We start from the raw sequence: 13598 nt of genomic DNA, 5'->3' as shown, positions 1-13598 counted from the left end.
TCATACGAAATATACGCTTTTCCACATGGTTTGTCACGTGAATGACACAAGATTTTGTGTTTGGCTCCCGCGATGACGGTGTCAGATTAAATGCTTCAATTCGCGCAACTCCGCGGCGAACATCGGCAAACCTTTTGCTGTCAGATCCATGATGAATTCCGACGCGGAATAAGGTGGATTGTCGTACTTCCTTCGGATTTTTGCGGCCACCGGAAGTGCGTCATATGGGTAAAGACGGAAGGTTTGGGTCAGGAACTCATCGGCACTGATCGCTTCAATGTCAAAATCAGACAAAATATCTCCAGGAAAGTCCTTGAGATTGTCCGTCACAATGATCTGTGCCCCGCAGCGAATTGCGGACGCCAGAACGTGGCGGTCTTTTTCATCAGGTAAATCGAGCGAGGGGATTAGTGGCTCGTACCCAGTGACCAAGGCCTCAGGAAAAGCGGCTGCCATTTGCCGCTCTTGCCGTCTAATGCTTGCTTCAAGCTCGGGTCTTAGGCGCAGAAGGTTTTCCGTCCATTCGCCCAAAATTCTCGCGGTCCAGCGCCCCCGGAAAAAGCCCGCTTGATAGAATGACAGCAGGACATCCCGCTTCCGGTTCGGAAACAGGACATTTGCATCAAGTATGGCGACAAAGCGATCTGCTATATGGCTCAAGTGGCATCGAACTCCTGACCGAGCTTGAACAAATCGTCCAAGGCATCGTCCCGTTTTGCATCACGCTGTTTTTTATAGCTGAGAAGGTCGGCAAATCTGACGCGGCGATGCGATCCGACAGGCACATGTGGAATCCTGCCCTCTTTCAGGAGTTTGCTGAGAAAAGGGCGGGAGACATTAAGAATGTCAGCCGCCTGCTGCGTCGTCAGCATCGTCTCAGTCGCACCGATGGTTACCATATTTCCCCGTGAGACGTGCCCCAGTACGTCCGTAATCAAACTGCAAAGTGCAGGTGTGAGAACAACCATGTCGTCATTTGCATCGAGAAACCGCAACGCCCCGCCGTTTCGGGCGCACGCGCTTGCAATCGCCGATGCCGCCTCTGCCGCACTTGCAATCTCGTCATCTGTCGGAAAACGCTTTGTCAGATCTATGACATCCGCTGTATTCGCCATTTGAAGTCCCCAGACTTGATACTTTTACTATATGCCGCCGCCATCTGATGTGGTGTGGATAACTTCTACCCTAAGTGTCATAAGTGAAACAAGTGAAATAAACGTAATGAACGTCAAGTTACTGCAATCAGTGCACCAACTGTGATAAGCAGGGTACCCGAGATCAGGTTTAGCCGTCTGACAGCACCCGGCGATTTCAAGAACCTTCGAGCACGGTCCACAAAGGCCGCCAGTATCAGATTGCCAAGAAGTGGAACCAAAAGACTGAGAAAACAGATTGCAGCAATGTCCCAGGCGGTGACTTTTGTCAGATCGAAGAAACCCGGCAGGACGCCCATATAGAAAAGAATGGCCTTGGGGTTCCCAAGGATCACCACGACCCCTGCGATAAAGCCCGCCCACATCCCCGGTCTCGTCAGGCGAGTGTCCGAGCGGAGTTGCCCGTCAGCTTTACGGATCAACGCAAGGCCCATTGCCAGAAACATCACGACGGCAACCCACCGGAGCATATCCATGAACCACGCAAACTCGCTCACCAGCCACGTGATGCCAAGAATAGCGACGAGCGGCCAGATAACGTCACCCACCACGACGCCAAGCGCCAATGGCCAGGCCGCATTGAAGCCGCCCGACAGTGCACGGGCGAGAAGGGCGACCCAAACCGGCCCAGGTGTGAGGAATAAAATAAACAAAGCGCCTGCGTAGAGCAGGAGGTCGAATGCCGTTACCGTCATGCGCCGCGACCTACAGTAGATATGCCATCTTCGCTTGTAACCTCGATGTGATGCGCACGGTCGCCGAGATCCTCAAAAAGCTCAGGCCCTGTCCCAGTCATCCAAGCTTGCGCCTTCAAACCACAGATTTCTTCATAAAGTGCGCGCCTGCGATCCGCGTCGAGATGGGCGGCGACCTCATCCAGCAGCATGATTGGCGGCGCGTCAAAGTCTTCAGCCAGCGCGCGGGCGTTTGCGAGGATCAATGAAAGTAGAAGCGCTTTCTGCTCCCCGGTCGAACACTGCTTTGCCTCGATATCTTTCGCTCGATATATGGCTGACAAATCTACGCGATGAGGTCCGACCAGTGTCCGACCTGCCCGCAAATCCATATGCCGTGACGCTTCGAGTGCTTGGCGCAGGCTGTCTTGGTCGTTGATAAGCGTGGTATCATCTGGGCCATCAATCGATAAATCTGCCGCGGGAAACGCCGAGCTTGCATCGTCCTGCGCCGCCTGCAGGCGCTTTAACGTGTAAGTTCGATTTGCAATGATCTCTGCACCGGCTTCGGCCATCTGTTTTTCAAGGGCCAAATACCAGTGAGCGTCACGCACCATATCTTTTAACAGTCTGTTGCGTTCACGCATGGCGCGCTCATACGTCATCGAGACATCGGCGTGGCGCGGTTCAAAGCTGAGTGTCAGGCGATCCAGAAACCGTCTGCGCCCTTCCGCCCCTTCCAACCACAGACGGTCCATTGCCGGTATGAGCCAGACCATGCGGCTGACCCGCCCCAAAGCGGATTGCGGACTAGATTTGCCATCTATGGTGACGGTTCTGTTGCCGCCCGCCTCAGCCTTGGTTTCAACTTCATAGGTCTGGCCGGATGTCTGCAGTATGCCGCTGATCTTCCATCCAATCGCCTCGGGTTTCCGCGCGATTTCATCAGCCTTCGCGCGTCGCAGACCTCGGCCCGGAGACAATAACGAAACGGCTTCAAGTATATTGGTTTTGCCTGCCCCGTTTGGTCCGAAAATCGCAAGTGGCCGGCCATCCAGTTCAAGCTCTGCGCGTCGGTGGGATCTGAAATGCGACAGCGTCAGGTTTGACAACCATAGCTGCGACATGGCGGTGTCAGACACGCATCGGCATCACAACGTAGACAGCTGACTGATCATTGCCTTCGCGCATCAGCGTCGGATCCTGTGCCGAGTTGAACATGAAAACCGCGTTCTCACGATCAACTTGGCCTGCAATCTCAAGGAGGTATTTCGCGTTGAAGCCAATTTCGAGCCGCTCGTCGCTATAGGCGACCGCGAGCTCTTCCTCAGCCGCGCCGCTGTCCGGCGCATTGACTGAAAGCACAAGCCGATCTTCATCAAGCGCAAGTTTGACGGCTCGTGAGCGTTCAGACGAAACTGTAGCGACCCGATCAACGGCCTTTGCAAACTCGGAGGCGTCAACCTCCAGCTTGCGGCTGTTTCCCTGTGGAATGACCCGAGTGTAATCTGGAAATGTGCCGTCGATGACCTTGGAGGTCAGCGTGATTTCTGGCGTGGCAAAGCGCACTTTTGTTTCTGAAACGGACACTGCGATTTGCATCTCATCGTCGTCGAGCAGTTTGCGCAATTCGGCGACGGCTTTTCGGGGCACGATTACCCCTGGCAGGTTTTCGGCATTCTGTGGAAGATCCGCATCAATCCGGGCCAGTCTATGGCCGTCTGTTGCAACGCAACGCAGAACCGTGGCACCTTCGCTTTCCGCAACATGCATATAAACACCGTTCAGATAGTAGCGGGTTTCCTCGGTCGAGATGGCGAACTTCGATTTGTCGAACAGCCGACGTAAAACTGGCGCGGCGGCTGTGAAGTTCGACTCGTACTCTGACGACGCCATGACTGGAAAGTCTTCTTTCGGTAGCGTGGCCAGCGAAAAGTTTGATCGGCCTGCCTCGACCGTCAGGCGACCTGCGGTACCGTCATCGGCGAGCGTTACAAGGGCGCCATCAGGAAGTTTCCGAACAATCTCATGAAGCGTTGTTGCTGAAACGGTCGTCGCACCAGGGCGCTCGACCTGAGCTGCCGCCTTGTCTACGACTTCAATGTCCAGATCAGTCGCGCGAAAGCTGACGGTATCGCCTTCTGCTTCGATCAGCACGTTCGCGAGAATTGGTATCGTGTTTCGCCGCTCGACAACCGATTGGGCCTGACCGACGGCCTTGAGCAGAACGCCGCGTTCGACACTGATTTTCATGATCCAATCCCTCTGAGACACCCGGGGCGGAGAAGTTACCCTCTCCGCCCGGCAATGCAATCATATATTGGTGAATGTCCGTTGTTCGGACGGGGGCGTCAAGACCTCAAGCTTCCAGCATCCGCCGCAAAAGCTCGGCGTCCTCAGCAACCTGGCTGTCTTGCGCTTTCAGTTCTTCGATTTTCCGAACAGCATGAATGACTGTCGTATGGTCGCGGTTCCCGAACCGCTTGCCAATTTCGGGGTAAGAGCGCTGTGTGAGGTGCTTGGCCAGGTACATTGCCATCTGGCGTGGACGGGCGATGTTCCGGCTGCGCTTTGGTGAAATCAGATCTGACATCCGGACATTGTAGTAATCACAGGTCTTCCGCATAATTTCATCGACGGTGACCTTCTTATCCGACGCACGAAGGATATCGGCCAGACTGTCATGGACCATCTCAAGCGTGATTTCGCGCCCGATCAACGCAGCCAAGGCGGCAAGCCTGTTCAGCGCGCCTTCCAAGACGCGGACATTGCTGGAGATGCGATGGGCGAGGAACTCCAGAACCTGATTGGAAATCTCAAGGTTAGGATAATGCTCGCGGTATTGCTCCACCTTCTGGTGAAGGATGCCGAGGCGCAATTCGTAGTCTGTCGGATGTAGGTCGACGACCAGACCCCACTGCAAACGCGATTTGATCCGCTCCTCCAAACCATCAATCTCGCCGGGTGCCCGATCTGCAGAAATGATGATTTGCTTTCCCTGATCAACCAGCGCGTTGAACGTATGGAAGAACTCATCCTGCGTGCTGTCCTTGCCCGAAATAAACTGGACGTCATCCACCATCAGAACATCGACCGAGCGAAACAACTGTTTGAAGTCGATCATCTGTCGGTCACGCAGCGCCTGAATGAAGCGATACATGAATTGTTCAGCGCTCAGGTAAAGCACACGCAATTCCGGGGACCGCTCACTGAGCTCCCATGCAATTGCATGCATCAAATGCGTTTTACCAAGCCCCACGCCCCCATAGAGAAAAAGCGGATTGAACGAGACTGGGCCGCCTTCCGCGACACGGCGTGCAGCAGCATGAGCCAGTTCATTTGGTTTGCCTACGACAAACCGATCAAACGTGAAGCGACGATCCAGCGGTGCACCGGGAAGCTCATCCTTCGTGTCGGGAGAGAACCTTTTGATTTCCGCAGTTTCCACCTTCTTCGCAGGTTTCGACACCTGTGGTCTCGGCATCGCGTCCTTTGCCAACGAGAAGTTGAGCCGTGTGACTTCGGCCCCTTGGTTGCAAATTTCTTGTTTGATCTGGTCGCCGAAATTGCGCTTGACCCAGTCACCCTGAAAAAGGGTTTTTACATGAAACTCCGCGACACCATCGTCGTAAGACACAAATTCCAGGGGCTCTATCCAAGTCGTAAAATTGTTCTTTCCAATAGAGCTTCGCAATGCAGCACGCGCGCGTCCCCAAGTTTCTTCCGTCATCTTCCACCCGTTCAATGTTCAGGATTGCTTCCACGGCAATCCCCGGGCCTTCCATCCGTTGAGGCCCCCCCGATGCTTCTTCGCGTTCAAATCGCCTTCAAAACCCTCGGCCACATTTACGCACCGGCTTTGAACGCCCTTTTCCCCTAAGGCATTTTCCACCGCGACAGCTGCGCTTTTGGACCTGGCACCGGAACGGCAGATGAAGAAAATCTGAGATGGTGTTTGACCATCCAGAGCCTCCATCACCTCTTCCACGAACCGCGGATTTGGGATCATATCAGGAAACTTGGCCCATTCGATGCAGTGCATCGAACACCCAAGCTCAGATAAATCAGGACATCCCACAAAGCTCCATTCAGAAGCTGTCCTGACATCAACAAGCACAGCAGTTTCATCTGCCTTTAAGCGGTCCCACGCTTCAGTAGGCATAGCTTCTGAAACGCGCGGATCGCTATCCGTGCCCATCCCGTGTCCCCCGTAGACAAAGTGAATCGCTCACAGAACCTAGCTATTGGGGTGGGTCTCTATCAACCGATCTTCACGCTTGACTCAAACTTAGTCGGTCATCGAATCTCACAGCCCTGTGAAGCAGGTCTTGTAAGTGGTTGAACATAAAAAAAACGCGCCCATCGGGGCGCGCTAGAAACGGTCTGTTTTCGGTGGCGGTTAAGCGCTAAGTGCTTTGACCCGCGACGACAGACGCGACATTTTCCGAGATGCGGTGTTCTTGTGCATCACACCTTTTGTGACGCCGCGCATCAATTCTGGTTGCGCAGTTTTCAGCGCATCTTTCGCGGCAGCCTGATCACCGGATGCGATGGCTTCTTCGACTTTGCGCAAGAACGTCCGGATGCGCGACCGACGCGCTTTGTTCACAGCGAAGCGGCGCTCGTTTTGGCGCGCGCGTTTTTTGGCTTGAGGCGAATTTGCCATGCGTAAGGACCCCGATTTACGGTGTTTGAAACTCAGACCGCGCTTCTAGGACCGAGTCGCCAGCAAGTCAACGGGATATTCGATCTTACTTGTCGCGAAATTGAGGTTCGCGCTTCTCGATAAATGCATCCATGCCCTCGGTCTGATCGTGGGTCGCAAAAAGAGAGTGAAATAGACGTCGCTCAAACAGCAAACCTTCGTTTAACGTTGTTTCGTAGCTGCGGTTTACCGACTCTTTCACAGCCATCGTCGCGATCGCCGACTTCTCAGCGATTTTTGCGGCTGTGGCCATCGCATCAGACTTCAGTTTTTTGGCGGGTACAATCCGGCTCACGAGGCCGGACCGATCCGCTTCTTCTGCGTTCATGAACCGGCCCGTCAGATGCATGTCCATGGATTTCGACTTACCGACAAACCGGGTCAGACGTTGGGATCCACCAAGACCGGCCATCACGCCGAGATTGATTTCTGGCTGTCCGAATTTTGCAGTGTCGGAAGCAATGATGAAATCGCACATCATGGCCAGCTCACATCCACCGCCCAAAGCGTATCCCGAGACAGCGGCGATGATCGGCTTTCGGAACTTGAGCATGTTGTCGGAGAATTCGGCGAAAAGATTTGTGCTGAACACATCGACGAAAGACTTCTTCGCCATCTCAGTGATATCTGCTCCGGCTGCAAATGCCTTTTCAGATCCGGTCAAGACAACGCAGCGGACCTTTTCATTCTGTTCGGCCTCTGACAGCGCGGTGGAGATTTCTTCCAGCATCTCGGCATTCAGTGCGTTGAGCGCGTCTGGCCGATTGAGCTGAATGAGCGTTACATGTTCTTCTTGCTCAACGATGATGGTTTTGAACGCCATGAGGTCACCTGTCAGTGGTTTCAAGTAGCAAGGCTTAGCACCCTGATGGGCGGTATCAACTTATCTTTGACAAGTTGCGCAGTAAAAACTGGACCGTCCAGACTGAACGATACGCTTGATCGTACCGCCACATTCAGGTTTGGGGCAGGGTTTGTCTGCGCGATCATAGACCGCGAATTTATGCTGGAAGTAGCCAAGCTCACCGTCGGCCTGCCTGTAGTCGCGCAGGGAGGATCCGCCCGCCTCGATGGCCTCGGACAATACATCACGTATCGCAGGTAGAAGGGTTTCGATCTTGTGCCGTGATATGTTCTTGGCCTTTCTGCGCGGCGAAATTCCTGTTCGATGCAAGACTTCGCAGACATAGATGTTTCCAAGCCCAGCCACGACGCGCTGATCCAGAAGGGCGGCCTTTATCGGAGTGTTGCGGGCCTTAAGCGCGTCGGCAAGATAGGCGCTGTCGAAGCGGTTGCCGAGCGGCTCAGGCCCCAATTTCTCAATCAGCCAGTGGCCGTTTAGGCCTTCCGTCGGCGCCAAATCCATTGCGCCAAACCGTCTGGCATCGTTGAAAGTGATACAAGCAGGCGCCGACGTTTGCAAAATGACATGATCATGCTTTCCCGCCGGCGTATGGTCCGAATGGAAATTGGCCGTACCTCTTCCCTCGATCAACATCCGGCCGGACATCCCTAGATGGATGATCAGGGTTTCCCCCGATGATAGATCGGCCAGGATATACTTGGATCGCCTTCGCAAGCGCAGGACGGTCTGTCCCTGAAGCCGAGCCGCCATATTTTCTGGAAAGGGCCAGCGCAGATCAGCACGGCGAACCTCTGCCTTGGTGATTTGCTGGCCTTCCATCACGGGTGCCAATCCGCGCATGACGGTTTCCACTTCTGGCAATTCGGGCATGGTCTCGGCCTCTCCGGACAAGTGGTGTGTCAATGACAGTGCGACGCAATCACATTTTGTGTCCCACCGCAAAGCTCTATATCGAGCGGGTGATGGTCACAGCGAGGGCGCCGAAAATGAGCGATTCCGACAACAACACCACTCATTTCGGGTATCGCGACGTGCGTGAAGACGAAAAGGCCGGGCTGGTGCACGGCGTATTTTCCAATGTTGCGTCTAAGTACGATATTATGAACGACGCAATGTCTGGCGGAGTCCACCGTTTGTGGAAGGACGCCATGATGGACTGGCTTGCGCCCCGTGCTGGGCAACGGCTGCTTGATGTCGCGGGCGGCACTGGTGACATTGCATTCCGTTTCTTAAAGCGCGCCAAGGAGGCTGAAGCAGTCGTGCTTGATATGACCGAGTCGATGCTGGTGGAGGGGCGCAAACGAGCCGAGGCATCACAAAGAGCGGATCAGCTTGACTGGATCGTAGGCGATGCAATGGCGCTGCCCTTTGAAGACAGCGCGTTCGATGTTTACACGATCAGCTTCGGCATTCGGAATGTCACTCGGATCGAGGACGCGTTGTCCGAGGCCTACCGTGTTCTTAAGCCGGGCGGGCGTCTTATGGTTCTGGAGTTTTCGCAATTGCCGAACCCCCTGATGCAGCAGGCCTATGATTTGTACTCCTTCAACGTGATCCCGCGTTTGGGTCAGCTGATCGCAGGCGACCGGGATAGCTATCAGTATCTTGTGGAATCAATCCGTAAGTTTCCGGATCAAGAGGCGTTTGCCGCACTTATCCGCGCTGCCGGGTTTGAAAATGTGAGCTACCGCAACATGACCTTCGGCGTTGCCGCTTTGCATTCCGGCTGGAAAATCTGAAATGCGCGGACCTCACAATATCTGGCGCCTCATACGAACCGGCGCCACGTTTGAACGCACGGGTGCCATGGACCTCGTCCTTGATGCATTCAGCACGCCGCCTGCGCTACGCGTTGTGGCGAAGATATTGGCAAAGCCATTCGCCTGGCTTGGGCTTCGGGGCGACCCCGAAATGCCACCTGCGACCCGTGCCCTAACTGCACTGGGACCCGCCTACATCAAGTTTGGCCAAGTCCTGTCGACCCGCCCTGATGTCGTCGGTGACGAATTGGCGATCCAACTGCGCGTACTTCAGGACAAGCTGCCGCCGTTTTCAAAGGAAATAGCCAAGCAAACTGTCGAGGACGAGCTTGGCGCGCCCGCTGACTCGATCTTCTCCGAATTCTCGGAGCCAGTTGCCGCGGCCTCCATCGCGCAGGTCCATCGCGCGCGTCTCATAAAGACAGGGGAAGAGGTCGCCGTGAAGGTTCTGCGGCCGGGTATCGAGCGGGCGTTTCGCACGGATGTCGACGCATTTTACTTTGCCGCATTGCTGGTCGAGCTTTTTTCCCCATCTTCACGCCGCTTGCGTCCAACGGACGTGATCAAGCACTTCGACGGTGTGGTCAAAGGTGAGCTGGATCTGAGGTTAGAGGCCGCAGCTGCCGGGGAATACGCTGCGAAAACAACCGATGATGCGGGCTTTGTTGTGCCTCGCGCGCATTTCTTCTTCTCGGAGCAGCGCGTAATGACGATGGAATGGGCCGAGGGTATTCCGTTTGGCGACGTCGAGGCGATTGATGCCGCTGGACACGATCGAAAGGCTATCGGGGAGCGCGTGCTACAGCTATTTTTGCGGCAAGCGCTTAATGATGGGTATTTTCACGCGGATATGCACCAAGGCAATCTGAAGGTTAGCGCAGCGGGCGACATCATTGCCTATGATTTCGGGATCATGGGTCGGATCGATGAATATACGCGCCGTGTGTATGCAGAAATTCTGTTTGGGTTCATCCGCAAGGATTACCGTCGCGTGGCAGAGGTGCATTTTGAAGCTGGCTACGTTCCGGCGGATCGGGACATTGACGAATTTGCCCAAGCTCTCAGAGCTGTCGGAGAGCCGATATTTGGTATGGATGCGACGCAGATTTCGATGGGCCGCCTGCTCAGTTACCTCTTCGAGGTGACAGAGCGGTTTGGCATGGAAACACGCACCGAGTTGATCCTTTTGCAGCGGACAATGGTGGTGGTAGAGGGCGTCGCCCGGACGATGTATCCGCAGATCAATATCTGGAAAGTCGCGCGGCCGGTGGTTGAGGATTACATTAAGCAGAATGTAGGTCCGCGTGCGCTTGTGAGGGATCTGGTTGCGACGGCGCAAGTCTTGGGGCGGTTCGGTCCTCAGCTGCCAAAACTCGTCGAAGATACGCTATCCGCAAAGTCGCGTCAAAACCAGAAGGCGGCCAAGTCGCGCACCTCTTCGCTCGCTCCGATTGCTTATTTCGCGGCTGGACTTGGCGTTTCCGGTGTGATCGCTCTTCTGGTGAGCGTACTTTAAGTTTCGCGAAGGCCGGTCACTTCGCCAGCGGGAAGCTTAATGTCCCCGCTAAGCACGACAATTTGCTGGCCGTTTTCGTTTCTGACCTCTGTTACACGCGCGTAGATATCCGGCGTTTCTTCTTCGATCACTTCCCCATTAGAGTATGCCTCAACCGAGAACGCGTATCGACCACTTGCAAATGGTTGGCCGTTGTCTTGCACGCCTGCCCATTCCAACGTCTCCCCGCTCAAATCGATTGGGCTGCGCTGAACGACCTCACCCGCGGCATTCTTGACAACAAGTTGGGCACTATCAGCGAAGGTTGGCGGATCGGGAACAATCTCGATTGGAGTTCCGTCAAAATATCCATCAGCACTGACACGAGCGCTCATTCCAACCCAGCCCGCCATTTCACCAAGACCTGAACTCATAACCTGCGTGTTCAGAGACTCGAGCAGATCATTAGTCTTCACCTGCTGCTCAACGCCGGAAAAGGTCGCCAGCTGGGTGGCAAAATCCTGAGACTCGACCGGGTTCAGCGGATCCTGATTTTCCAACTGCGCTGTAAGCAGCGTCAGAAACGTTTCAAAATCCGATGTAACAACGTCTGTGTCTGTTTCGGCCTTCGTTTGAGCGGCAGGCGTGGTTGCAGGTGTTTGCGTAATTTCCATTTCTTCGTTCCTCAGAGCTTCAGGTCTAAGCCGTTGGTAATCTGATACGTCGTTATTTCAGATCGTTCGGGTACAGTATTGGAGTCGTCGGTGGCACTATCCTGACCGCTTGAAGATCCAGTTGTGTCTTCTGACGAGTTTTGATTCTCGCGGTGTTCAAAGCTGAATTCGGTATTTTCGAAACCGGCTTGATGCAGGTCAGCGGAAAGTTCACTTGCATTGCGACGCATTATGTCCAAAGTCTCTGGCCGTTCAGCAATGATCTGGACAGACATTCCGTTTTCACGCTGGCTCAAGACTAAGCGTACCTTACCAAGTTCTTCGGGGTCGAGCCGAACCTCGATTTCGCGCGCGTCTGCGGTCTTTATGGCTTGGGTAATTTGAAGCGATACCTGCTCGGTCTTGACCGCTACTTCCGTGTTCGTTGCCGTGACTATAGTCCGCGCGCCTCCGACCTCAGTTGCTACCCGGGTCGTCGCTTGTTGTAAGGGTGAATTGTTTTGTTCAAAAATCTCAAGCTTTGGGCCTAGATCAATTTTAGAATCAACCACCTTTGGCGCCGTCTCTACTGGCACAGAATCAGGAGTAGATTTTACGCGAGGTGGGTCCGCTTTCCGAGGTTCGCCGGAGTTGGCCCTTTCTGGGCTTTTAAGAAAATCCTCCGACGCCGGAGCGTCTTGGGCTTGGACTTTTGCTGCGGTCTTCGATCCGCTCAGATCATCGGTCGATACTTGCGATGAAGAATTCGCTTTGCGTGCATGCGCTATACTGTCTGCATCATTCCCCGGTGCAGTACGCATAGCAGCTGCTGGTACAGCTTGTTCTTTTTCCTCAGCTTTATCGTAGCTGGGTTCTGAAGTCCGGTGTGGTTTTGGCGTATCGCTCTGGTTTTGACCATAAGATGTTGCTTCAGTGTGCAGAACTGGTGAAGCTCCGCTACCCACGTGCGCCATCGGGTTTTCGTACGCCGTCCTCTCAACCGGGTCGGTGGTTTGGATTTCTCTGAAATCAGGTTTTTCAGAAACCGGATTGGCCTCGGTTATCGTCTTGTCTGCAATTTCTACTTGATGATTGTGTGCAATGCCCACCGAATTCTTTGGCGGAGCATCCGTATCCAATGGAATTTCGTTTTCTTCGGATCCGAAAATGGAGTTATCTAACTGCTCCTCTAGTAGAGGATTGGAAAGTAATGACCGCTCATCTCGAGAGATGTTCGATGAACGACCTTGGATATTTACTTCAAGTTGGTTTGGGTTTGCAGTAATTTCAACTTTCGTAGCGGCAACTGTTGAAGGACTGCTGTTAGGGAGTTCTTCGACCTGTTCGAATAAGTCCGCGACGATATCTAGACTGAAAGCTGGAACTTCTTGATCTACGTCGGCGACTGCTTGTGCCACCGAATTCATACTGTCGCCAGTGTTTGCGAGTTGAGATAAAAGCATTTGAATCATTGCATGACTTTCTGTCGCGTTCGAGTTGCTTATGACCTTTACTGGTTACCGCTTCTTTACCTTCCGGAGGGTATCTTCAGAGAAATTCATTAGAATTCGAAGGAAACCCAATGGTTGATCCGATTTCACCAGCCACGCCGGCACCGCTCAGCCCTGACAAAACAGAACAACTCCGAGAGATTGCCAAAGATCTGGAGGCCTCTTTCTTATCTGAGATGCTAAAATCTGCGGGCCTTGGTGAAGCGCGTGACAGTTTTGGGGGCGGCATTGGCGAAGAGCAGTTCTCGTCTTTCCTGAGAGAGCAACACGCGCAAATGTTAGTCGAAACGGGTGGCATCGGATTGGCCGAAACACTTTTTAACGCATTAAAGGAGCGTAGCAGTGAAACATAATGTCAAAGACCTTGAGCGTAGGTTAATTACCTTAATGGAGCGCGAAAAGACTGTACTGCTTTCTGGTGATCTGAGAGCTCTACAGGACTTTGAGGCGGAAAAGCAGTCTCTTGCAGATGAGCTCGAAAGTCAGAAGTCAAAGCTTGATAAATCCGCACGAGATCGCCTACTCGCATTTGCAACAGAAAACGAGCGCCTCTACTCTTCTGCACTTCAGGGTCTCAGGTCAGTTATTAATCGCTTATCCGAGATCAAGAGTGTTAGCGAGGAGCTCAAGGCTTACGAGGCGAACGGTAAAATGGCCAGCCATAAGGCGCCGATATCTTCAATGGAGAAACGTGCTTAACGGTCAAATTTTACTCAAGTCCTTTGGACGTCCATATCGGCGGTTAGGCCCCCGTTAAGAAACTCTATGCCTAGTGCAGGGG

General features: G+C 53.8%; 16 protein-coding genes. 4 read left to right on the top strand and 12 right to left on the bottom strand.

The genetic code is table 11. The features are described 5' to 3' along the window. Positions 1-81: 81 nt before the first annotated feature. The 10 genes from KIN_RS07455 to mutM all read right to left on the bottom strand — a co-directional run bounded on the left by KIN_RS07455 (position 82) and on the right by mutM (position 8268). On the bottom strand, positions 82-660 hold the full coding sequence (locus tag KIN_RS07455) for a PIN domain-containing protein (protein WP_159805619.1): 579 nt from the start codon (positions 658-660) through the stop codon (positions 82-84). Next, positions 657-1115 (bottom strand): helix-turn-helix domain-containing protein, encoded by a 459-nt coding sequence (locus tag KIN_RS22405; protein WP_174239105.1) that lies wholly within the window; start codon positions 1113-1115, stop codon positions 657-659. Before KIN_RS22405 ends, KIN_RS07455 begins: the two co-directional genes overlap by 4 nt. 113 nt (positions 1116-1228) lie before the next feature. Continuing rightward, on the bottom strand, positions 1229-1849 hold the full coding sequence (locus KIN_RS07445) for a LysE family translocator (RefSeq protein WP_159805617.1): 621 nt from the start codon (positions 1847-1849) through the stop codon (positions 1229-1231). Then, a complete protein-coding gene (gene recF / locus KIN_RS07440) occupies positions 1846-2955 on the bottom strand; it encodes a DNA replication/repair protein RecF (protein ID WP_159805615.1) in 1110 nt (369 codons plus the stop codon). Before recF ends, KIN_RS07445 begins: the two co-directional genes overlap by 4 nt. Positions 2956-2962: 7 nt before the next feature. Beyond that, positions 2963-4081, bottom strand: a complete 1119-nt coding sequence (dnaN, locus tag KIN_RS07435) for a DNA polymerase III subunit beta (protein WP_159805613.1) — start codon at positions 4079-4081, stop codon at positions 2963-2965. Positions 4082-4187: 106 nt separating this feature from the next. Further along, positions 4188-5558 carry a chromosomal replication initiator protein DnaA gene (gene dnaA, locus KIN_RS07430; protein WP_159805611.1) on the bottom strand — a complete coding sequence of 457 codons (1371 nt, stop codon included), beginning with the start codon at positions 5556-5558 and terminating at the stop codon, positions 4188-4190. 18 nt (positions 5559-5576) lie between these two features. Beyond that, the gene (locus tag KIN_RS07425; protein ID WP_159805609.1) at positions 5577-6026 is read right to left on the bottom strand and encodes a rhodanese-like domain-containing protein; all 450 of its coding nucleotides are present in this window, start codon (positions 6024-6026) and stop codon (positions 5577-5579) included. 201 nt (positions 6027-6227) lie between these two features. Then, positions 6228-6494: a 30S ribosomal protein S20 gene (gene rpsT, locus KIN_RS07420; protein WP_159805607.1), complete on the bottom strand. Its 267-nt coding sequence runs from the start codon at positions 6492-6494 to the stop codon at positions 6228-6230. An 85-nt stretch (positions 6495-6579) separates the two neighbouring features. Beyond that, a complete protein-coding gene (locus KIN_RS07415; protein ID WP_159805605.1) occupies positions 6580-7356 on the bottom strand; it encodes an enoyl-CoA hydratase in 777 nt (258 codons plus the stop codon). 60 nt (positions 7357-7416) lie between these two features. Beyond that, positions 7417-8268: a bifunctional DNA-formamidopyrimidine glycosylase/DNA-(apurinic or apyrimidinic site) lyase gene (mutM, locus tag KIN_RS07410; RefSeq protein WP_159805603.1), complete on the bottom strand. Its 852-nt coding sequence runs from the start codon at positions 8266-8268 to the stop codon at positions 7417-7419. 116 nt (positions 8269-8384) lie between these two features. Between mutM and ubiE the strand changes: the two genes are divergently transcribed. Together ubiE and ubiB are read left to right on the top strand one after the other, a co-directional pair. Beyond that, a complete protein-coding gene (gene ubiE, locus KIN_RS07405; RefSeq protein WP_159805601.1) occupies positions 8385-9137 on the top strand; it encodes a bifunctional demethylmenaquinone methyltransferase/2-methoxy-6-polyprenyl-1,4-benzoquinol methylase UbiE in 753 nt (250 codons plus the stop codon). Position 9138: 1 nt separating this feature from the next. Beyond that, positions 9139-10674 (top strand): 2-polyprenylphenol 6-hydroxylase, encoded by a 1536-nt coding sequence (gene ubiB, locus KIN_RS07400; protein ID WP_159805599.1) that lies wholly within the window; start codon positions 9139-9141, stop codon positions 10672-10674. On the opposite strand, the gene KIN_RS07395 is transcribed toward ubiB, so the two are convergent. Further along, the gene (locus KIN_RS07395) at positions 10671-11327 is read right to left on the bottom strand and encodes a flagellar hook capping FlgD N-terminal domain-containing protein (protein ID WP_159805597.1); all 657 of its coding nucleotides are present in this window, start codon (positions 11325-11327) and stop codon (positions 10671-10673) included. The two genes, ubiB and KIN_RS07395, sit on opposite strands and share 4 nt — an antisense overlap. A gap of 11 nt (positions 11328-11338) precedes the next feature. Next, positions 11339-12778, bottom strand: coding sequence for a flagellar hook-length control protein FliK (locus KIN_RS07390; protein ID WP_159805595.1), 1440 nt, complete (start codon positions 12776-12778; stop codon positions 11339-11341). 110 nt (positions 12779-12888) lie between these two features. Here KIN_RS07390 and KIN_RS07385 point away from each other — a divergent pair, with 110 nt between their 5' ends. After that, a complete protein-coding gene (locus KIN_RS07385) occupies positions 12889-13170 on the top strand; it encodes a rod-binding protein (RefSeq protein ID WP_159805593.1) in 282 nt (93 codons plus the stop codon). Beyond that, on the top strand, positions 13160-13516 hold the full coding sequence (locus tag KIN_RS07380) for a hypothetical protein (RefSeq protein WP_159805591.1): 357 nt from the start codon (positions 13160-13162) through the stop codon (positions 13514-13516). The genes KIN_RS07385 and KIN_RS07380 overlap by 11 nt, the downstream gene beginning before the upstream one ends. Positions 13517-13598 lie beyond the last annotated feature (82 nt).

The sequence above is a fragment of the Litoreibacter roseus genome, assembly GCF_009811795.1.
GTDB lineage: Bacteria > Pseudomonadota > Alphaproteobacteria > Rhodobacterales > Rhodobacteraceae > Litoreibacter > Litoreibacter roseus.
The sequence above is the reverse complement of the archived record's forward strand: the minus strand, read 5'-3'. Positions and strand labels throughout refer to the sequence as shown.